The 20,567-nt window shown below is 33.7% G+C and carries 19 protein-coding genes; 7 read left to right on the forward strand and 12 right to left on the reverse strand.

Annotation, left to right across the window (positions count from 1 at the left end; genetic code table 11):
• From dapB to ACFQ39_RS13605, 5 genes are all read right to left on the reverse strand, one after another.
• Positions 1-705 carry a 4-hydroxy-tetrahydrodipicolinate reductase gene (gene dapB, locus ACFQ39_RS13585; RefSeq protein WP_377179837.1) on the reverse strand — a complete coding sequence of 235 codons (705 nt, stop codon included), beginning with the start codon at positions 703-705 and terminating at the stop codon, positions 1-3.
• 9 nt (positions 706-714) lie between these two features.
• Positions 715-1,296, reverse strand: a complete 582-nt coding sequence (locus tag ACFQ39_RS13590; RefSeq protein WP_377179839.1) for a DUF5683 domain-containing protein — start codon at positions 1,294-1,296, stop codon at positions 715-717.
• A complete protein-coding gene (locus ACFQ39_RS13595; RefSeq protein WP_377179841.1) occupies positions 1,297-2,193 on the reverse strand; it encodes a ParB/RepB/Spo0J family partition protein in 897 nt (298 codons plus the stop codon).
• On the reverse strand, positions 2,186-2,959 hold the full coding sequence (locus ACFQ39_RS13600) for a ParA family protein (protein WP_377179843.1): 774 nt from the start codon (positions 2,957-2,959) through the stop codon (positions 2,186-2,188). The genes ACFQ39_RS13595 and ACFQ39_RS13600 overlap by 8 nt, the downstream gene beginning before the upstream one ends.
• A gap of 144 nt (positions 2,960-3,103) precedes the next feature.
• The gene (locus tag ACFQ39_RS13605; RefSeq protein ID WP_377180029.1) at positions 3,104-3,985 is read right to left on the reverse strand and encodes an SDR family oxidoreductase; all 882 of its coding nucleotides are present in this window, start codon (positions 3,983-3,985) and stop codon (positions 3,104-3,106) included.
• A gap of 163 nt (positions 3,986-4,148) precedes the next feature.
• Here ACFQ39_RS13605 and rpmH point away from each other — a divergent pair, with 163 nt between their 5' ends.
• Together rpmH and carB are read left to right on the forward strand one after the other, a co-directional pair.
• Positions 4,149-4,307, forward strand: a complete 159-nt coding sequence (gene rpmH / locus ACFQ39_RS13610) for a 50S ribosomal protein L34 (protein ID WP_377179845.1) — start codon at positions 4,149-4,151, stop codon at positions 4,305-4,307.
• A 113-nt stretch (positions 4,308-4,420) separates the two neighbouring features.
• Positions 4,421-7,270, forward strand: coding sequence for a carbamoyl-phosphate synthase large subunit (carB, locus tag ACFQ39_RS13615; protein ID WP_377179848.1), 2,850 nt, complete (start codon positions 4,421-4,423; stop codon positions 7,268-7,270).
• Between the two features lie 32 nt (positions 7,271-7,302).
• Here carB and ACFQ39_RS13620 read toward each other — a convergent pair whose 3' ends face one another.
• Together ACFQ39_RS13620 and ACFQ39_RS13625 are read right to left on the reverse strand one after the other, a co-directional pair.
• On the reverse strand, positions 7,303-8,163 hold the full coding sequence (locus tag ACFQ39_RS13620; RefSeq protein ID WP_377179850.1) for a DUF3943 domain-containing protein: 861 nt from the start codon (positions 8,161-8,163) through the stop codon (positions 7,303-7,305).
• A 39-nt stretch (positions 8,164-8,202) separates the two neighbouring features.
• Entirely contained in the window at positions 8,203-8,592 is a 390-nt protein-coding gene (locus ACFQ39_RS13625) for a DUF302 domain-containing protein (RefSeq protein WP_377179852.1), read from the reverse strand.
• Between the two features lie 494 nt (positions 8,593-9,086).
• Here ACFQ39_RS13625 and ACFQ39_RS13630 point away from each other — a divergent pair, with 494 nt between their 5' ends.
• On the forward strand, positions 9,087-10,262 hold the full coding sequence (locus ACFQ39_RS13630; protein ID WP_377179854.1) for a GlmU family protein: 1,176 nt from the start codon (positions 9,087-9,089) through the stop codon (positions 10,260-10,262).
• Between the two features lie 61 nt (positions 10,263-10,323).
• Here ACFQ39_RS13630 and ACFQ39_RS13635 read toward each other — a convergent pair whose 3' ends face one another.
• The 5 genes from ACFQ39_RS13635 to ACFQ39_RS13655 all read right to left on the reverse strand — a co-directional run bounded on the left by ACFQ39_RS13635 (position 10,324) and on the right by ACFQ39_RS13655 (position 13,980).
• Positions 10,324-10,860 (reverse strand): hypothetical protein, encoded by a 537-nt coding sequence (locus ACFQ39_RS13635; RefSeq protein WP_377179856.1) that lies wholly within the window; start codon positions 10,858-10,860, stop codon positions 10,324-10,326.
• 168 nt (positions 10,861-11,028) lie between these two features.
• On the reverse strand, positions 11,029-11,745 hold the full coding sequence (locus ACFQ39_RS13640; protein ID WP_377179858.1) for a head GIN domain-containing protein: 717 nt from the start codon (positions 11,743-11,745) through the stop codon (positions 11,029-11,031).
• 14 nt (positions 11,746-11,759) lie between these two features.
• Complete coding sequence (locus tag ACFQ39_RS13645) at positions 11,760-12,836, reverse strand: hypothetical protein (RefSeq protein WP_377179860.1); 1,077 nt, start codon at positions 12,834-12,836, stop codon at positions 11,760-11,762.
• An 11-nt stretch (positions 12,837-12,847) separates the two neighbouring features.
• On the reverse strand, positions 12,848-13,399 hold the full coding sequence (locus ACFQ39_RS13650; RefSeq protein ID WP_377179862.1) for a DUF4179 domain-containing protein: 552 nt from the start codon (positions 13,397-13,399) through the stop codon (positions 12,848-12,850).
• Positions 13,400-13,410: 11 nt separating this feature from the next.
• The gene (locus ACFQ39_RS13655) at positions 13,411-13,980 is read right to left on the reverse strand and encodes an RNA polymerase sigma factor (RefSeq protein WP_377179864.1); all 570 of its coding nucleotides are present in this window, start codon (positions 13,978-13,980) and stop codon (positions 13,411-13,413) included.
• Between the two features lie 335 nt (positions 13,981-14,315).
• On the opposite strand from ACFQ39_RS13655, the gene lon reads away from it, so the two are divergent.
• The 4 genes from lon (at position 14,316) to ACFQ39_RS13675 (ending at position 20,490) form a co-directional block, all read left to right on the forward strand.
• Entirely contained in the window at positions 14,316-16,778 is a 2,463-nt protein-coding gene (gene lon, locus ACFQ39_RS13660) for an endopeptidase La (protein WP_377179866.1), read from the forward strand.
• Positions 16,779-16,863: 85 nt separating this feature from the next.
• A complete protein-coding gene (locus tag ACFQ39_RS13665) occupies positions 16,864-18,798 on the forward strand; it encodes a BatA domain-containing protein (protein ID WP_377179868.1) in 1,935 nt (644 codons plus the stop codon).
• A gap of 22 nt (positions 18,799-18,820) precedes the next feature.
• Complete coding sequence (locus ACFQ39_RS13670; protein ID WP_377179870.1) at positions 18,821-20,080, forward strand: dihydroorotase; 1,260 nt, start codon at positions 18,821-18,823, stop codon at positions 20,078-20,080.
• Between the two features lie 77 nt (positions 20,081-20,157).
• On the forward strand, positions 20,158-20,490 hold the full coding sequence (locus ACFQ39_RS13675; protein WP_377179872.1) for a DUF4870 domain-containing protein: 333 nt from the start codon (positions 20,158-20,160) through the stop codon (positions 20,488-20,490).
• Positions 20,491-20,567 lie beyond the last annotated feature (77 nt).

A 20,567-nucleotide genomic window follows, 5' to 3' on the forward strand; every position in this document is an offset into this window, starting at 1 on the left:
TTACATTTCAATATTTAAAACATCTTGGATACTATAAACACCTTTCTTTCCTTTTAACCACTCTGCCGAAAGTACCGCACCTAATGCGAAGCCTTCTCTGCTCTGTGCTTTATGCTGGATAGAAATAATATCTTCATTAGATTTATAGGTTACCGTATGCGTACCTGGCACTTCATTTTCTCTTTTTACGTCTATATAAATCTCCTCTTCAACTGGAACCTCAATATTCCAACCGGTTTTGTTGGAGTTTTTGATAATTTGTTCTGCCAAAGTAATCGCTGTACCACTTGGTGCATCTAGTTTTTGTGTGTGGTGAATTTCTTCCATATACACATCATAACCTTGTATACCATTCATTAATTTTGCCAAATATTCATTGAGCTTAAAAAATAAATTAACACCGATACTAAAATTTGAAGCATAGATTAACCCTCCATTTTTTTCTTGACAAAAACGGACAATATCATCATATTTATCCAACCAACCAGTTGTACCGCAAACTACTGGCACACCATTTTCTATGCATTTCTTAAGGTTTGAATATGCTGCCGATGGAACACTAAAATCGATTGCCACATCCGCACCCTTTATATCGTAATCTCTATCATCTTTATCTATTTTTAAAACAATTTCATGTCCGCGTTCTAAAGCGATTCTTTCAATCACTTTTCCCATTTTTCCGTAACCTAATAATGCTATTTTCATGGTAAAGAGTTAGTTAAAATCATATTTGATATAAATTCCAGTAACAGTGCTATTTTGCAAAGGATCATAATAAAAACTAGGTTTCAAAGATAGGTTTTTATTAAAGGCTCTATCATCTAAATGCGCATCAACATTGGCTTCAATAATATTTAGCGCATACAACCCCAACGTAATGAACAAAGAGAGATCTCTATTTTTTATGTACACATTTTGCGCTCTTACTAAACCATCTTCAGAAATAAAAGGATTACCATCTTCTCCGTTAAATTCATCCGGAAAACCGTTAATTCTTTGATTGTATGCTGTTTTATAACGGTCTAATTCATTTTTATTCCAGCTGTAAAAATAAACTCCTGTTCCTATAGCACCATACACAATGGGGATTTTCCAATATTTCTTGTTGTAGGCCTGTCCTAATCCAGGCAATACAGCAGAATAAAAAGCAGCTCTTGCAGGAGAAAGTGGATCGATGGATTCACCAATTTGAATAGAATCTGAAACAATATTGACATCGGCAATCTTCTCTTGACTCAGCAATGCATTTGTTATTAAAAACAAGCATAAAAAAGCCTTATTTGCCGAGGCATTCATTTACTTAAGTAATTTTTTGATTCGCAAAAAATCTTCTTTAGAATGAAAGGGAATGACTAATTTTCCTTTGTTGTTTCCCGAAAGTTTAAACTCTACTTTTTGACCAAAAAAATCATTGATCTCTTGCTCAGATTCTTTGATAAAATCTGGTGTTTCTTTGTTCGACAAACCTTTTTTAGAGGATTTTTTTCCATCTCTACTATTGCGGACGAGTTCTTCAGTTTGACGCACGGATAAATTATTTTCAATAATCTGTTTATAGATTTCTAATTGAATATTTTGGTTTTCAATGTTGATCAATGCCCTTCCATGACCCATTGTTAAAAACCCATCTCGAATACCTGTCTGAATAATTGGGTCTAATTTGAGCAATCTCAAATAATTAGTAACCGTTGTTCTGTTCTTACCAACTCTTTTGCTCAATTCTTCTTGCGTAAGCTTAATTTCCTCAATTAATTGTTGATAACTCAAAGCAATTTCTATAGGATCCAAATCACTTCGTTGAATATTTTCAACCAAAGCCATTTCGAGCATTTCCTGGTCGTTGGCAATTCTTATATAAGCTGGAATCGTGGTTGCTCCTATTTTTTTTGAGGCCCTAAATCTGCGTTCACCACTAACCAATTGAAATTTATTCCCTGAAAGTTTTCTAACTGTAATTGGTTGAATAACTCCTAATTCTTTTATTGAGGCCGCTAGTTCATTTAGCGCTTCTTCATTAAAATTTGTCCTTGGCTGAAAAGGATTTTCTTCTATTGCACTGAGTTCAATCTCTAAAATATTTCCAACTAATTTTTCGGCATTCTTATCTTTTACAGACATGATATCATCGCTGGTATCTTTCAAAAGCGCCGATAATCCTCTACCTAATGCTTGTTTCTTTTCTGCTTTAGCCATTCAAACTGTTCTTTTTAATTACCTCATGAGCTAAATTGATATAATTTACAGCCCCCTTACTTGTTGCATCGTAAGCAATAATGCTTTCTCCATAACTAGGCGCTTCACCCAATCTAATATTTCGTTGTATAATGGTTTTAAAAACCATATTATTGAAATGCTTCTTTACTTCATTTACCACCTGATTGCTCAATCTAAGTCGAGAATCAAACATAGTGAGTAACATACCTTCAATATCTAAATCCGGATTATGCACTTTCTGAACACTTTTAATGGTATTTAATAATTTACCCAAACCTTCGAGGGCATAATATTCACACTGAATTGGAATAATCACTGAGTCTGCCGCTGTAAGCGCATTTAAGGTTATCAGTCCCAAAGAGGGGGCACAATCAATGAGAATAAAATCATAATCATTTTTTATGGGTTGCAATGCTTTACGAAGCATATACTCTCTTTCATCTCTATCAACCAGTTCTATTTCTATAGCCACCAAATCGATATGGGCAGGAATCAAATCTACATTCGGTGATCCAGTTGAAATAATCGATTCACGAGCAGATATAGTGTGTTCTAATACCTGATAAGAACCTAATTCTACTTTGTCCACATCAATACCTAAACCAGATGTAGCATTTGCCTGAGGATCTGCATCTACAAGCAATACTTTCTTCTCTAAAACACCTAATGAAGCAGCTAAATTTACAGATGTTGTAGTTTTCCCTACTCCTCCTTTTTGATTGGCAATTGCTATTATTTTTCCCATTAAATCTCGCGATATTTCAAGCTGTAAAAATACAATTATTTGTGAGGTATTAAAATGAAGTTTTTAACAATGGTATGCTACTTTTAGGCATTGTTTAATGCCTAAGCTAAGCCACACAAAGTCAAATGGATGAGTAAAAAGAATCTATTTACTTTTCTTTGCTCTTATCATCATTTCTAGCATATCCCACATTTCTTGAGGAATTTGTTCAAGCATATTGAATTCTCCAGCGCCTTGAAGCCATTCACCACCATCAATGGTAACCACCTCACCGTTGACAAAAGCAGAAAAATCTGACATCAAGTACGCAGCCAAATTTGCAAGCTCCTGATGTTCTCCTACTCTTTTAAGTGGGATTTTCTTTTTCATGTCAAACTTATCCTTTAAATCGCCAGGTAAAAGTCGATCCCAAGCCCCTTTGGTCGGAAAAGGTCCTGGTGCGATCGCGTTAAATCTCATACCGTATTTCGCCCATTCAACGGCTAGCGACCTTGTCATAGCTAAAACACCTGCTTTCGCAGTTGCAGAAGGAACAACATAAGCAGAACCTGTCCATGCATAAGTTGTAACAATATTAAGAACTGTTGCTTTTTCTTGTTTTATTTTAATCCAATGCTTTCCTAAAGCTAATGTGCAATTCTTTGTTCCTTTGAGAACAATATCGATAATTGTATCAAAAGCATTTGCAGATAATCTCTCAGTAGGACTGATAAAATTTCCTGCGGCATTATTCAATAATCCATCAACTTTACCAAAATGAGCTAATGTTTTTTCCAACATGGCTTCAACTTCGTCATAATTTCTCACGTCGCATTGAACAGCCAAAACCTCTCCTCCTGTAGATTCTTCCATTTCTTTGGCCGTTTTTTGCAATTTTTCTATATCCCTTGAAGTTATGACAACCTTTGCCTTTAATTGCAAAAAGTAAGTTGACATCGCTTTTCCCAAGCCACTTCCTCCTCCGGTTACAATAATTACTTTATCGGCTAGACTGCCTTCTCTTAGCATGGGTTCAGTATATTTCATCATCTTTCGGTTAAATATTTTAACAAAAATACGGTAAAATAAGGGCTTTTCTATATTCTAAAAATATTTTTCAATTCCTTTTTGTCAGATATAAAACTCTTTGTATATTTGCCGCACTTTTGACGAATACTGAGCTAAAGCCAATTATAAAGATTTAAAGATAATGAAAAGAACATTCCAACCATCAAAAAGAAAAAGAAAGAACAAACACGGGTTCAGAGAAAGAATGGCTAGTGTTAATGGAAGAAAAGTTTTAGCGAGAAGAAGAGCTAAAGGAAGAAAGAGACTTTCTGTTTCTTCAGATCCAGGTCCAAAGAAATAATTGATGTTATAAATCAACGATATAGAAGGTGTTACTTTTTAAGTGACACCTTTTTTTATATCTACACGTAAAGTAAAAAACTATTGTAAATTTGCAGAACTAAAATTTTAAAAATGCCAAAGAATAATTCCCTAAAATCAATCTTAATTATCGGTTCAGGTCCAATTATTATCGGACAAGCTTGTGAGTTTGACTACTCAGGAACGCAGGCCATTAGGTCTTTACGCGAAGAAGGAATAGAGATCATTCTCATTAATTCCAATCCGGCAACTATCATGACCGACCCTCAAATGGCCGATCATGTATACCTAAAACCGCTAACAACAAAATCAATCATTGAAGTCTTAAAAAAGCATAAGGTTGATGCCGTGCTTCCTACTATGGGTGGACAAACCGCTTTAAATTTATGTATAGAAGCTAATGATAAAGGAATTTGGAAAGATTTTGGGGTTGAACTAATAGGCGTTGATATTAATGCTATTGAGATTACAGAAGATAGAGACCAGTTTAGAGAATTGATGGATAAAATTGGTATTGGTCAGGCACCATCAACCATTGCCACATCATTCTTAGAGGGTAAAGAAATTGCTCAAGAATATGGGTTCCCTCTTGTTATCAGACCCTCTTATACGCTTGGCGGAAGTGGTGCTTCAATCGTTTACAAAAAAGAGGATTTTGATCATTTATTACAACGTGGGCTAGAAGCTTCTCCAATCCATGAAGTATTGATAGACAAAGCTTTAATGGGATGGAAAGAATACGAATTAGAGCTTTTAAGAGATAAAAATGATAATGTAGTTATTATCTGTACCATAGAAAATATGGATCCGATGGGAATTCATACAGGAGACTCTATAACTGTTGCCCCTGCCATGACTTTGAGCGACACTACTTTCCAGAGGATGAGAGATATGGCTATATTGATGATGCGATCTATTGGAGATTTCGCCGGGGGTTGTAATGTTCAGTTTGCGGTAAGTCCGGATGAAAAAGAGGATATCGTGGCAATAGAGATCAACCCAAGGGTATCGAGATCATCCGCACTAGCCTCTAAAGCGACAGGATATCCAATCGCAAAAATTGCTGCTAAATTAGCCATTGGTTACACCTTAGATGAATTAAAAAACCAAATCACAAAAAATACCTCAGCTTTATTTGAACCCACCCTAGATTATGTTATCGTTAAAATTCCTCGATGGAATTTTGATAAGTTCGAAGGATCGGATAGAACTTTAGGATTACAAATGAAATCAGTTGGAGAAGTGATGGGGATTGGTAGGTCTTTTCAAGAAGCACTTCACAAAGCTACACAATCACTTGAAATTAGCCGAAATGGTCTAGGAGCAGATGGTAAAGGAATAAAGAATTACGACAGCATTATTTCAAAACTTCAGCATGCAAGTTGGGACAGAGTTTTTGTAATTTATGACGCTATTCAGATGGGAATTCCTTTGAGAAGAATTCATGAAATTACCAAAATAGATATGTGGTTCTTAAGACAATACGAAGAACTCTATTTACTAGAAAAAGAAATTTCTTCATATAACAATTTAGCTTCGTTACCAAAAGAACTTTTATTAGAAGCCAAGCAAAAAGGTTTCGCCGACAGACAAATCGCTCATATGCTAAATTGCTATGAGAGTGAAGTTTATGACAAGAGATCCGCAGAAGACATTAAAAGAGTTTACAAATTAGTAGATACATGTGCAGCAGAATTCGCTGCAGAAACACCCTATTACTACTCAACCTTTGAAAGCAATATGATTGTAGATGGAAAAGAGTTTTCTGAAAACGAAAGTATTGTTACAGACAAGAAAAAAATTGTTGTTTTAGGTTCTGGTCCGAACAGGATCGGACAAGGAATTGAATTTGATTATTCATGTGTACACGGTGTACTGGCTGCGAGAGAATGTGGTTATGAAACAATCATGATTAATTGTAACCCGGAAACTGTTTCTACCGATTTTGACATCTCGGATAAACTTTATTTTGAACCTGTTTTTTGGGAACACATTTACGACATCATTCAGCATGAAAAACCAGAGGGTGTAATTGTTCAGTTAGGTGGGCAAACTGCTTTGAAATTGGCAGAAAAACTCAATAAATACGGCATAAAAATTATTGGAACTAGTTTTGAAGCTCTGGATTTAGCTGAAGACAGAGGCAGATTCTCAACATTACTCCAAAAATTAGAAATTCCTTATCCACAATTCGGAACAGCAACTACAGCAGATGAAGCGCAGGCGGTTGCCGATAAATTAGATTTTCCAATTTTGGTTAGACCCAGTTATGTATTAGGAGGGCAAGGAATGAAAATCGTCATTAATAAACAAGAATTAGAAGAACACGTAATAGATATTTTAAGAAAAATTCCGAACAATGTTCTTTTATTAGATCATTATTTGGATGGGGCGATCGAGGCTGAAGCCGATGCCATTTGCGATGGAGAAAATGTGTACATTATTGGTATTATGGAACATATAGAACCATGTGGAGTTCATTCTGGTGATTCTAATGCAACCTTACCCCCTTTTAATTTAGGTGAATTTGTAATGCAACAGATTACAGACCATACTAAAAAAATTGCCGTTGCCTTAAATACAGTAGGTCTTATTAATATCCAATTTGCTATAAAAGATGATACTGTGTACATTATCGAAGCTAATCCTAGAGCTTCTAGAACAGTGCCGTTTATCTCTAAAGCTTATAATGAACCTTATGTAAATTATGCAACAAAAGTAATGCTGGGTGTAAACAAGGTCACAGATTTTGATTTCAATCCTCAACTAGAAGGATATGCCATTAAACAACCCGTATTTTCTTTTAACAAATTTCCAAACGTAAATAAAAACCTTGGACCAGAAATGAAGTCTACCGGTGAAAGTATTTTGTTTATAGATAATTTAAAAGACGATCAATTTTACGAGTTGTATGCTAGAAGAAAGATGTATTTAACAAGATAGAAATAAAAAAAGGAGCCTCGAGCTCCTTTTTTTTAAAAGTTGATTACTGCAGACAATCCCCAAACTTGTTTCTTATCTACAAAATCGTATTGTATAGGCATAATTGCAGAAAACGTTTGAACCTTATGCTTTGTTTCTACACCAACAGCATCCAAAAATTCATTAAAAGGATCCATTACAATAAGGCAAGCACCTCCCAAAAACTTTGAATTCAGAACTCTTCTGTCGTTTCTCACTATTTTACCTTTCCAATGATAAAATACTTCTCCAAAGACAGAACCAACGGTAGGAGTAATAAGAATATCCTGCCAAGAAGGCACTTCAGCAAAAGCCTCTACACCGTATTCCCATAAAAAAGTAGACATAATTGTTGAATAGGCAAAGGATTCCCATGGATTAAATCCACTTCCTCTTGCTGCCATATAGTAAACCGCTCCAGCCCATGGGTGTGCAATCCAATTAAAAAAGAAATCATCGCTATCCCAAATAGGGCCGGCACTTACATTTTCTTTCCATCTAGAAAAAATTCCATCCTCCCTCATTTGATCTTTATCCCAATTGGTAAAACTTTCAGGCAAAACCCAAAGTACTCCAAAAGTTACAACAGCTCCACCGATAAAAACACCCGTATTATATAGCAATCTTTTTGGGTCTCTTACAGGATCATAAACTAAATTTGATTGGTAAAAATCTTGATTGAATCTAGTAAATAAACCATCCTCCATCTTTATCGCTGACAATGCTACTGGCGTTGGTTTTAGAAAATCATTGCCGAACTGATAAGATCTTGTTGGAGGTTCAAGTGCTCTTTCAAATTCCTTTTCTTGGCCGATCATTTGCTGACAGACAATTAAAAAAGATATAAAAAATAAAATGCCGACTATTTTATTCATAACCGGCAAATTTACACATTACGATTGAAATAAATCAACTTATAAATTATTCATCATATTTTGTAATTTTTTCTTTACATCTATAGCAAACCCTTCGACTTCTGAATTGTTTGCCGAAGCCATTGCTGAAATTGGATCTACCGCAAAAACATCTATCGAGCCGTCTTCTAATTGCTCCAAAATTACGTTACATGGCAGAAATACACCTAGCTTACTATCATTTTGTAAAGCTTTATAAGCGTAATTAGGATTGCACGCTCCTAAAATTTCGTAGGGTCTCACCTCTACATCCAGTTTGTTTTTGAATGTATTTTTGATATCAATATTTGTCAGCACCCCAAAACCTTCTGTTTTTAGTGCCTCAATCACCTTTTGCTTTGCATTTTCAAAAGTGATATTCTTTAGATTTTTAAGAATATAATAACTCATAATTCTGCATTATTTTAATTCTAAAGTTACAGATTCTTAGGTTAAGAACAAAAATAGATTAAGCGTCACTGAAACAATTTATTTCATAAAAAAAAGTTATTACAATGAGAAAGCTGGACGATCGGGTTAATTTCCCCCCTCGAACAAATAGTTTTCTATTTGCCACCCTTCGGGGTGGTTTTTTAACCTCCTAATTCATCTTCTTAAACATATTCAATATGTTTCTCCTTAATTTTAAAAATTAAGACATGTACAAAAGTTAACTTTCATATTTTTTCGAAACATATATAAAAAATGCCATTGTCGAGCAAATTGGTTCTAAGAATAATTTTTAAAAAGGTAATTTATGAATAAGATTTACATAAATTTGACTTTTTTACGATCAACAAAATTTTTAAGATATAATTGATTGTACATATAATGTAAACAAACTCAAACAAATTGGATTAGATTCAGACAATTGATAGAATTCCGATTTGAAAAAATAAAAACAAATGAATTATATACTGTTCGATGGCCCCTCACGCCCCGGACTTCTCCCCCTTACCTATACCAAACCGGTTGCAGACCTTCGAATTGGTATTTTGACAATTCGAGAAAAATGGGAGAAACTTTTGGGAAGTACAACAACAACAATTACAGAAGATTATTTATCTGAAAAATTTCCATTGGTAGAACTTGAGCAAAATGTGCTTATCAATGCGGCCGTATTACCAAATTCGAAATTAATTGAAACTATATTTGAACTTTCAGAAAATCAAATGATTTTATACAAAGATGAAATCATTGCCTTTTTTTCAAAAGAAGATCAAGAAATTAATTTTGAAGAGTTTGAAAAAATACATTTCGAAGAAAACCTAGTCATACTTAAAAATACTTGGGATTTATTTGAATTCAATGAAGTTGCATTGAAATCTGACTTTGAACTATTGACAGAAGGCAGGAAATCGGCACCCATCCCAAAAAATGTCCAATGCATCAATAAGGAACTTATTTTTTTGGAAGAAGGTGTTAGTATTGATTTTGCCATTTTAAATGCTTCAAAAGGCCCCATATATTTAGGTAAACACAGTGAAATTATGGAAGGTACTGCCATCCGCGGTCCTTTTGCTATTCTTGAACACGGTGTAGTAAAAATGGGATCAAAGGTATATGGTGCCACAACGGTTGGCCCTAAAAGCAAAATTGGAGGCGAGGTTCACAACGTAATTCTATCAGGAAATAGCAGCAAAGGACATGATGGCTATCTGGGCAATTCAGTCATTGGTGAATGGTGTAATATTGGTGCCGACACAAACAATTCTAATTTAAAAAATGATTACAGTACAGTAAAATCTTGGAATTATGAAGAGAATCGATTTGTGAATACCGGTCTGCAATTTTGTGGATTAATTATGGGAGATCACTCAAAATGTGGGATTAACACCATGTTCAATACAGGTACTGTTGTTGGGGTAAGCGCCAATATTTTTGGAAGTGATTTTCCGAGAAACTTTATTCCTTCTTTTTCTTGGGGTGGATCAAAAGGGTATACAACTTACACGATTGAAAAAGCTTTTGCTACAGTAGAACGAGTAATGAATAGAAAAAATGAAGTCTTTACCAAGCATGATCAAAATATATTAAAACACGTCTTCGAGTTAACATCAGGTTATCGAAATTTTAAATAAAAAATGCGGATCTAAAATTAGATCCGCATTTTTGTATAGACACCTTTTTTATTAATTCATTTTATTTAACATAACTCAATTGATTTTCTTCCAAATCGAAATCAAAGGAAATGTTGCTGTATTCACGATACTTCTTTAAAGCTTCTGCATTTTCAAAAGGATCAAAAACTACAGGTAAATATGATTTTGTATCAAAGTCGAAAGTGGCATCTGGTTCTTGATTCACCTCAGCATAAGCAGCATCGAGAGAAGCATTCTTTGCAGTATTAAAGTTTTCTGGTAAATAGGCCTTTGTATCAAAGTCAAATTTCTCATCTTCTTCTTCAAAGATTCCTGCAATACTAGTATATGTTAAATGTGCAACTACATATGGATTAAACCCCAATGGCAAATATTTTTTTATGTCAAAATCAAAGGGCTCATCTTCTTCCACTTCATCAACTTCAAGGATAGATTGCATGAAATTATGAGACATATTTGTGATAGCTTTTTGGCTATATTTTAGGGTATTTCCAAAGTTAAAAGTTCGGTTTTCAATAAACTGTGCAGAAATTGTAAAACTTACAATTAAGAAGCTGGTTAGGATTAAATTTTTCATTTTATTGGGGTTAAATTTTGTTAGACACTTATGGTACTATGTATTACATATTACTTTTGATTATAAGACTATTAAACCTCAAAGTTGTTACACTTTATTTCAAAATTTAACAAAAAAATAAGGATTCACAGTTGTGAATCCTTATTCATTTTAAGGTTAAGATATTGATTACATTTTAGTTATATCTCCAGAGCCACTTACCTTTACATCTTGTTTAGCAGGGTTCCCTTTGTAACGAATATCTCCAGATCCGGAAACACGTGCGATAAGTTCATCCGAAACATCTAAATTTACACCTCCAGATCCTGAAATTTTCATGTTGGCTATCTTGCATTTCAGATTTTTTGCGTCGATATCTCCCGAGCCTGAAACAGATGCCTCAAATTGATTTGCAGTACCTTGAAGATCCATATTTCCTGAACCTGACACTGCTACTTTGAGCTCATTGGTTTCTAGCACTATATCCATATCACCAGAGCCCGATACTGAGGTGCTAAAATCATCCCCTCTCAACGTAACTTTACTCTCAATTTTCCCAGAACCCGATAAACTCAGGTGATTAATTTCTTCTACAGAAAGATGAATTACAAAACTATTTCTTGTGCTAATATTATAACCTTTTTTCCATTTGATTTTTAAATCACCATTATTAACATCTGTTTCCAAATATTCCATTAAATTTTCATCACCCTCGATGGTCATCTCTCCTTCTTTTCCTTCAACGAGAAAGACGTCAAAGGAGCCCGACACTTCTACGGCTTCAAAAGGTCCAACCGATCTATTTACTTTTATAACATTTCCGTTTCCCTTTACTTTATTCCAATTTTGTGCAATGGCGTTAGAAAAAATTAAAATTGCTGCGATGAATAGTATTGATTTTTTCATTGTTTTAGGTTGATTTAGTTTTTATAAATTTTTATACTTCCGTATCCTGTTTCAATTTGTATGGAGGAAGATGCATTATTATTTCCTGCGAAACCTTCGTAGTATTTAGAATTATTTTTATCAATTTTCTTATCAAACTGAATAAAATCATCGTCATAACTAAATCCGCCATAAGAAGTTTTTACAATGATCTTAAATGTACTGGCAGCATCTACGTTCATCTTAACGCCTGTATAATCGGCATTAATATCTACAGTTTCAAAGCCGGCTTTTAATTGATCTATTCTGATTCCACCATAGTCTGCATTAATTTTTATTACTTTGTAAATTGTTCCAAATTTCATTGTTAAATAATCTCCATTGCCATTTATTCTATTTCCGTTTTCAACAGATAAACTTCCATAATCACAATTAAAAGTAAGGTTTTCAATATTCTCAAAAGAAGAGCTCGTATAATCCGCATTCAAATCAATCTTCTTTGCTTTATCAACGGTAAATCCTGAATAATCGGCATTAATCGATCCGCCATTCATAAACTCTATGGTTGAATTATTGGTATAATCAATATTGATACTATTATTATCGTGATGTAGTGAGCCAATAATTATCTTTCCATAGTCGCAATTAATATCCGCTTTCCCTTTTAATTCGTTCAAAGAAATACTTCCATAATCATTAGTGAAATCGGCCATATTCGTAACAGGCATTTTCACCTTATAATTGATCTCAAAACTCATATTGTTATTCGATCCCCACCAGCCCGAATTTGATTTCTGAATGACGGTTTTCGCATAAACTTCATTTTGAGAATTACTAAACTGCACATCTATATTTTCTAATTGATCTGCTACTTTTGATTCATTATTTCCGTTAACCGTAATTGTAATTTCTATTACTACTCTATTCTCGTTCCAGGTCACCACGTCGAGGTTACCAAACTTATTATCAATTTTCACCAAGGCATTTGCACTTACAGAAAATTCTTTTTTTATTGTTTTGCTTTTATCGATCTTTCCTTTGGGGTTTGTAGCCCAGGTTATCATAGGAGCGATCATTAAAATAACAAACCATTTGTACATATTATTTTTCATTTTGTTTAGGATTAAGCTTTATTTAATTCGGTTTCTTTACTAAAATTTTCCAATTCTTCCAATTGCAACAGAATGGTTTGCAAAACCTCTATTCGCTGTTGAAAATTTGTAATCATGGCAAAAATTACGCGTTTATTCTCGCCACTTTCTTTTAATTCTAAAGTCAATTTTTGGTAGTTTTCCTCTAGTTTATTCAATTGTTCAAATCCATCCTCAATAATTTTTTGGTTTTCAGGATTTTTCGCTTTTTCTATTAGAGCAATTTCCTTTCTAATGGTCGATTCAAAAAAACCTTGTGTTTCTTTCATCTCGGGCGAAACTTCTGCTAGTTCTACTCCAGCGTTTTTAGTGTCATTTATATTAAGGGTAGAAACAAAAACCAAGAGTAAAATAGAGGCCGCGGCCATCAACCAAGGCAAAATTTTAATTACACCTTTAAATGAGCCTCCTTTAGTAGGTTTATCTAATCTATTTTGAAATCTTTCAAAATGTCCCACAGGTGGTTCTTCACGATCAAAAAGCGCTCTGTTTTGTTGAATAAAATCTTCTAAATTATTTTTCATAATTTTTAAATTTAATAGACCAGCGTTGAATGTTGTAATGCTTGTCTCAATTTTGTTTTGGCTCGAGATATGGTCGTTCTGCAATTCTCGTTTGATATTTGCATTATCTCGGCAATTTCTTCATTATCATACCCTTCAAATAAACTTAACTGAAGAGCGACTCTATAATTTTCTTGTAAATCTCCCACAGCACGCTGTATCATTTTTACTTGATCATTTATTTCATCTTCCGCAACGCCCATTTGTTCATCTGTAGTATCTTTTAATTTATATTCTAAGTCTTTTAGCTGTACTTCACTCTTTTTCTTTATTTTCTTCAAACTGGTCAAACTTTTATTGATCACAATTTTTTTTAACCAAGCTCCAAATGCGACTTCACCTTTGTATGTATCTATTTTAGTAAAACAATTCATAAATGCTTCTTGCATAATATCTTCTGCCTCAAACTCATCGTTCACAATTCTCAAAGCTGTATTATACATTGCCTTATAGTATTGTTGATACAATTCGAACTGACATTTTTTATCGCTCTTCCTACAACCGGCAATGAGCTGATTTATATGTTCACTATTTGCTTTCAATTAGTTAATTCTGTTAAAAAGACCACCTCTTATATGTTTTGTTACACTTAGAATAAAAATTTCAAAAATATTTTTGACCAAAAAATATAACCTAGCTATTTTATATCTCTTTATAACAATCATTCTAAAATTAAATAATTTTAACTGACCTTTGCATAATAATTAACACAGCTATGACCCCATGCAATTGATGAATGGCATGTTAATTGAACCTACTTTTTAAAATAAAAATCTGCGCATTTTCAATGCACTGTATTTCAGTTTATTACGAATTAAATATAAGGAAATACTAAATGAATTTGTTTGAAAAAATGCCAAATTGACTTAGATAAACTATGAATAATCCAAAATTCTTAAATATTGACAATTTGTCACTTCAGCATATGATTGATGAAGAGTCTGAATTAATTCCACTATTGTCTCCGGAAGATGAAGAAGCGATGAAAAATGAAGATGTCCCTTCAGAATTACCTATTTTACCTTTAAGAAACACTGTGCTTTTTCCGGGAGTTGTTGTTCCTATTACTGCTGGTCGTGACCAATCCATTAAATTGGTTAAAGATGCTCACAAAGCAAATAAACCCATAGGTGTAGTAGCGCAAAAAAATGAAACGATTGAAAATCCGGGTATCAATGATATTTATAAAATTGGAACAGTTGCCAATATTTTAAAAATGCTCAAAATGCCCGATGGTAATACAATGGTAATTCTGCAAGGTAAAAAGCGTTTTGAAATAGATACCCTTCTTAAAGAAGAGCCATACCTTGTTGCAAGTAGTAAGGAGATTAAAGACGTGATTCCGAAAAAAAACGACAAAGAATTTTCGGCCATTATAGATTCTATTAAAGATTTGGCCTTAAAAATCATTAAAGAGAATCCAAACATTCCAAGTGAAGCATCATTTGCTATAAAAAATATTCAAAGTAGTGCATTTTTGGTAAATTTCGTGTGCTCCAATCTAAATCTAGATACCTCTGGAAAACAAAAACTATTGAATATCAGTAATTTAAAAGACCGTGCTTTCGAGACATTAAAGAAAATGAATGTTGAATTACAACGGTTAGAATTGAGCAATGATATTCAATCTAAGGTTAGGGAGGATATGGATCAACAACAGCGCGAGTATTTCCTACATCAACAAATGAAAACGATTCAAGAAGAACTTGGAGGTGTTTCTTATGATGAAGAATTGGAGGAAATGCGTTTGTTAGCCAAAAAGAAAAAATGGAATAAAGAAGTTGAAGAACTGTTCCATAAAGAATTAGGTCGTCTGCAAAGGATGAATCCTCAGGTAGCCGAATATTCGATTCAAAGAAATTATTTAGATCTTTTATTAGAGTTACCTTGGGAAACATACACAAAAGATAAATTTGATCTTAAACGAGCTCAAAAAATTCTAGATAGGGATCATTTTGGATTAGAAAAAGTGAAAGAACGAATTATTGAGCATTTGGCCGTGTTAAAATTAAAGGGAGACATGAAATCTCCTATTATTTGTTTGTATGGTCCTCCGGGAGTTGGAAAAACGTCTTTAGGAAAATCTGTTGCGGAATCACTCGGACGTGAATATGTAAGGATGTCTTTAGGTGGATTAAGGGATGAAGCAGAAATCAGAGGTCATAGAAAAACTTATATTGGTGCACTACCAGGAAGGATCATCCACAATATTAAAAAGGCAAAAAGCTCTAATCCGGTTTTTGTTCTCGACGAAATTGATAAATTAGGAATGAGTCACCAAGGAGACCCCTCTTCGGCTATGTTGGAAGTCCTCGATCCGGAACAAAATACTTCATTCTACGATAATTATTTGGAAGTTGGCTATGATCTTTCTAAAGTAATGTTTATCGCTACTGCCAATAGCCTTGCAGATATTCCTTGGGCTTTGCGTGACCGAATGGAAATTATTGAAATGACAGGCTATACGGTTGAAGAAAAGATAGAAATCGCGAAAAGACATTTGCTTCCAAAGCAACTAAAAGAACACGGTTTAACGGCGAAAGATTTAAAAGTTGGTAAATCTCAGCTCGAAAAAATCATTACTGGATATACCCGAGAATCTGGGGTACGAGGATTGGAGAAAAAAATTGCGAAAGTTGTTCGTTACGCAGCCAAATCAATCGCCATGGAAGAAACTTATCAGGTGAAGTTGACTAATGATGATATCGAAACCATTTTAGGCCCTTCTCATTTAGAAAGAGATAAATACGAAAATAATGAAAAGGCCGGGGTAGTAACCGGACTTGCATGGACAAGTGTGGGTGGAGATATTTTATTTATTGAATCAATTTTATCGAAAGGGAAAGGAATGCTTTCTATAACCGGAAACCTTGGTAAAGTGATGAAAGAATCTGCACAAATTGCTTTGGAGTATATCAAAGCCAATGCCGATGAATTAAAGATCGATCCAAAAATGTTTGAGAATTACAATATTCACATTCACGTGCCAGAAGGGGCAACACCAAAAGATGGACCGAGTGCTGGTATTACAATGCTCACCTCTTTGGTATCTACTTTAACGCAAAGAAAGGTTAAGGCTAACTTGGCCATGACAGGTGAAATTACTTTGAGAGGAAAAGTATTGCCTGTAGGTGGAATTAAGGAGAAAATATTAGCCGCCAAAAGAGCGAACATCAAAGAAATAATATTAAGCGAGCAAAACTTAAAAGATATTAATGATATCAAAGAGAGCTATTTAAAAGGACTTACTTTTCACTATGTCAAAGAAATGAAAGAAGTCATAGATTTAGCACTTTTAAAGCAAAAAGTGAAAAATGCAAAAGATTTGACCGTAAAATAATATATTCTAAAAGCCGATTTTTTAAGTCGGCTTTTTTAAACCCTTCTGTTTATTTTTTTAACTTTGGTCTGAACAAATAAACGGTATGCTTTTTAGAAATCCAGCGCTCCTCTTTGGCCTTTTCCTATTGCTCATACCTATTATTCTTCACTTCTTTAACTTACAGCGATTTGAGACTGTTAAATTTACCAATGTAAAGTTTCTAAAAGCAATCAAAGAAAAGTCGCAAAAACGATCAAAACTAAAAAAATGGCTGCTTTTAATAACGAGATTGCTCGCCCTTACTTGTCTGATATTAGCCTTTGCTCAACCCTATTTCCCTTCTGAGAAAAATGCCATACCAGAGGTTGATATTATTTACATAGACAATAGTTTAAGTATGAAAGCTAAAGGTCCTTCCGGAGAGTTTTTTAGCCAAGCAAAACAAACATTATACGAAAACTTAAAGGGTAAAGAAGTATATTTAATTACCAACGAGGGGGTAGAAAAGGAAAACTTTACGAACGATAAAATTTTAGACCTCGACTATTCCACCCGCTCAAGTAATGAAGAACAACTTAATCTTCACATCGATCAAATAGAGACAAATAAAGAAGTACAAAAAAATATTATCATCTTATCTGATTTACAGTCTTTTACTTTTGATTCTGACTTAATAAACACTTCAAATAGCTATCATTTGGTAGAACTAATTCCAGTAAATATTGGAAATGCTTTTGTCGATAGTATTTGGACCACATCTGAGTCACCCGATAATTTACAACTTACAGCAAGAGTTTACAATGCATTGTCTGAGAAAGAAGATATCAATGTAACACTCTGGATCAATGACGAAATTCAAGGGAAGAGAGTAGCAAATGTGAAAGAAAACAGTTTTGAAGATATCAGTTTTACTGTTAAATCTATTGATAATTTTAGCGGAAAAATTACTTTAGAAGATGGTCGTCTGGATTTTGACAATGATTTCTATTTTTCATTTCCTTTAAAAGAAAAGTTGAAGGTTCTAAGTTTAGGAAACAAAACAGATTACCTTAAAAAAATATATCACCAAAAAGAATTCGATTTTGATGAAATTACATTAAATAATTGGGAGGCGACAAACGCAAAAAATTATGATTTAATTATCTTGAATGAACTTGAGTTTATACCTGCTTATTTGAGAGAAGTTTTATCTAATTACTTATACAATGGTGGGAATATTGCCTTGATTCCTAACGAAAATATTGATCAACCAACTTATAACCAATTACTGAACCAACTCAATATTGGAAGCTTCAGAGATACGATTTCTCGAGAATTAAAAATTACGGAAATCAATTATGACGATCCCTTTTTTAAAAATGTTTTTAAAAAGAGAGAGGAGAATTTCTCATATCCCTCAACGCAAATCTCTTTTCAAAATTCTCTTAGAAATTCGATTTCCTTAATGAAATATGAGAATGGATCACCCTTTTTAGCTAAATCGAATGTTGGAAACGGTATGATCTTTATTTTTACTTCCCCGTTAAGTAGTGAAAAAAGCAACCTAACGTCTTCGACATTGATTGTTCCTTTGTTTTATAATTTTACCATCAGAAATCATACTCAAAATAATATATATTATAGAATAGGTCAACAAAATGAAATTAGCATTAAGAATCCCATTAAGAGTGATGAAGTTTACCATTTAGCGAAAGATGATTTTGATTACATACCACTTCAAAAAAGCCAAAATGAGGAGTTAGTTTTAACGACAAACGAGCTACCGAATAAAGCGGGAATCTATTCCGTTCGGCAAAAAGATGTGGCCTCTCTTGAAATTGCCTATAATTTCCCAAAAAGTGAAAGTTATTTTAGAAAAATTGACTTTTCCGAATTAGAAAAAAACAATCAGAACATAACCGTCAGTAAGGATTTAAATGAAGCACTTTCGTTGATGAAAGCAAAAGGCCAAGACAAAAATTTATGGCAATTATTTATTACTTTTGTTTTGGTTTTGCTCATCGCTGAAATGCTCATTCAGAAATTCGTAAAAAATTGATTATTCTTAAAAATACTACAAAGTGAATGTACTTCTAAAATCAGCCAAGATTATCGATAAAAATTCTCAGTTTAATGGTCAGACAAAAGATGTTCTAATCGAAAGAGGAATAATTATTCAAATCGCTGATAACATAGAAAAAAAGGGTAATATCCGTGAAATTTCATATAAAAATTTACATGTATCAAATGGCTGGTTTGACAGTAGCGTCTCTTTTGCCGAGCCTGGTTATGAAGAACGAGAGACCATCGACAATGGTATTGATGTTGCTGCTAAAAGTGGATTCACTGCTGTGGCACTAAATCCAAACACCAATCCTAAAATTGATCATAAATCTGCGGTAGAATTTCTAGTAAATAAAGGAAATCTTGGAATCGTAGACTTATATCCTATTGGAAATCTCACCATAAATGCCGAAGGAAAAGAATTAGCTGAGTTGTATGATATGTTTAGGACCGGCGCAATTGCTTTTGGAGATTATAACAAATCTTTAAGCAATGCAAATTTGTTAAAAGTAGCCTTACTTTATGCGCAAAATTTTGACGGTTTGGTCATAAGTTTTCCGCAAGACAACCAACTAGCACAACATGGATTTGTGAATGAAGGAGTAAATAGCACAAAGCTTGGACTTAAATCTATACCCTCTTTAGCAGAAGAACTGCAAATTGCTCGCGATCTTTTTTTATTGGAATACACTGGAGGTAAATTACATATCCCAACAATTTCAACGGCAAATTCTGTAAAACTCATACGGGAGGCAAAGAAAAAAGGTTTGAATATTTCGTGTAGCGTTACACCACATCACCTTAACCTAAATGATGAGTTTTTACATGATTTTGACCCAGATTTTAAAGTTACTCCACCCTTACGTACGAAGACAGACAGCAAGGCTCTTATTAAAGGAGTTATAGATGGTACTATCGATATGATTACCAGTGATCATAATCCAATCGACATTGAAAACAAAAAAGTTGAAATGGAAAACGCTCTCTATGGTACAATTGGTTTAGAGAGCGCATTTGGCAGTTTGTGTAAAATTTTACCTCTTGAAACTTTAATTTCAGCACTAACAGAAAAACCGCGTAGTGTATTTGGCGTTTCATCTTCTAAAATAGCAGAAGGCAATTCGGCTAACTTGACTCTTTTCAATCCAGAAAGTGAATACATTTTTACCTCATCTAATATTAGATCTTCATCGAAGAATTCTATCTTTAAAAATCAGAAAATGAAAGGTTCTGTTTATGGAATTATCAATAAAAACAACATAGTTCTTGCACAGTAATTCTTGCCATTTTTTGATTGTAAAGTCATTGGTATTTGCTTACCTTTAATGCATGTTAAACTCAATTCTGAATAATTATGGAAGTGGAAAATACCATTCAAGAAGGAAAAACAATAGCTATTATTAGCTATATTACTCTAATAGGTACAGTAATCGCCTATGTAATGAATCAAAACAAAAAGAATTCATTTGCTGCCTTTCATATAAGGCAAGCACTTGGTTTGGTTTTATTGGCTTTCGCCCTTAATCTTGTTAGTACGATGGTAGATATTTCTCTGTTTTATAAAATTGTCGCCCCCGCTGTTTTTGTACTATGGCTTTTAGGCTTAGTATATGCCGTTCAAGGGAAAGAAAAAACGATTCCATTATTAGGAGAACAGTTCCAAATATGGTTTAAAAATTTAGGCTAATATTTTTTTAGCGAAGGTAAAAGTGTTTTCTTTACGGGCTCAATGTTAGACCTCAACACTTTTACCTTTTTAATTAT

Source organism: Namhaeicola litoreus (genome assembly GCF_042679565.1).
In the GTDB taxonomy this organism is placed as follows: domain Bacteria; phylum Bacteroidota; class Bacteroidia; order Flavobacteriales; family Flavobacteriaceae; genus Namhaeicola; species Namhaeicola litoreus.

Bases quoted from the DNA above. Each gene is read 5' to 3' on its own strand.
- dapB (WP_377179837.1), bottom strand. From the start codon at position 705: ATGAAAATAGCATTATTAGGTTACGGAAAAATGGGAAAAGTGATTGAA.
- ACFQ39_RS13590 (WP_377179839.1), bottom strand. From the start codon at position 1,296: ATGAATGCCTCGGCAAATAAGGCTTTTTTATGCTTGTTTTTAATAACA.
- ACFQ39_RS13595 (WP_377179841.1), bottom strand. From the start codon at position 2,193: ATGGCTAAAGCAGAAAAGAAACAAGCATTAGGTAGAGGATTATCGGCG.
- ACFQ39_RS13600 (WP_377179843.1), bottom strand. From the start codon at position 2,959: ATGGGAAAAATAATAGCAATTGCCAATCAAAAAGGAGGAGTAGGGAAA.
- ACFQ39_RS13605 (WP_377180029.1), bottom strand. From the start codon at position 3,985: ATGAAATATACTGAACCCATGCTAAGAGAAGGCAGTCTAGCCGATAAA.
- rpmH (WP_377179845.1), top strand. From the start codon at position 4,149: ATGAAAAGAACATTCCAACCATCAAAAAGAAAAAGAAAGAACAAACAC.
- carB (WP_377179848.1), top strand. From the start codon at position 4,421: ATGCCAAAGAATAATTCCCTAAAATCAATCTTAATTATCGGTTCAGGT.
- ACFQ39_RS13620 (WP_377179850.1), bottom strand. From the start codon at position 8,163: ATGAATAAAATAGTCGGCATTTTATTTTTTATATCTTTTTTAATTGTC.
- ACFQ39_RS13625 (WP_377179852.1), bottom strand. From the start codon at position 8,592: ATGAGTTATTATATTCTTAAAAATCTAAAGAATATCACTTTTGAAAAT.
- ACFQ39_RS13630 (WP_377179854.1), top strand. From the start codon at position 9,087: ATGAATTATATACTGTTCGATGGCCCCTCACGCCCCGGACTTCTCCCC.
- ACFQ39_RS13635 (WP_377179856.1), bottom strand. From the start codon at position 10,860: ATGAAAAATTTAATCCTAACCAGCTTCTTAATTGTAAGTTTTACAATT.
- ACFQ39_RS13640 (WP_377179858.1), bottom strand. From the start codon at position 11,745: ATGAAAAAATCAATACTATTCATCGCAGCAATTTTAATTTTTTCTAAC.
- ACFQ39_RS13645 (WP_377179860.1), bottom strand. From the start codon at position 12,836: ATGAAAAATAATATGTACAAATGGTTTGTTATTTTAATGATCGCTCCT.
- ACFQ39_RS13650 (WP_377179862.1), bottom strand. From the start codon at position 13,399: ATGAAAAATAATTTAGAAGATTTTATTCAACAAAACAGAGCGCTTTTT.
- lon (WP_377179866.1), top strand. From the start codon at position 14,316: ATGAATAATCCAAAATTCTTAAATATTGACAATTTGTCACTTCAGCAT.
- ACFQ39_RS13665 (WP_377179868.1), top strand. From the start codon at position 16,864: ATGCTTTTTAGAAATCCAGCGCTCCTCTTTGGCCTTTTCCTATTGCTC.
- ACFQ39_RS13675 (WP_377179872.1), top strand. From the start codon at position 20,158: ATGGAAGTGGAAAATACCATTCAAGAAGGAAAAACAATAGCTATTATT.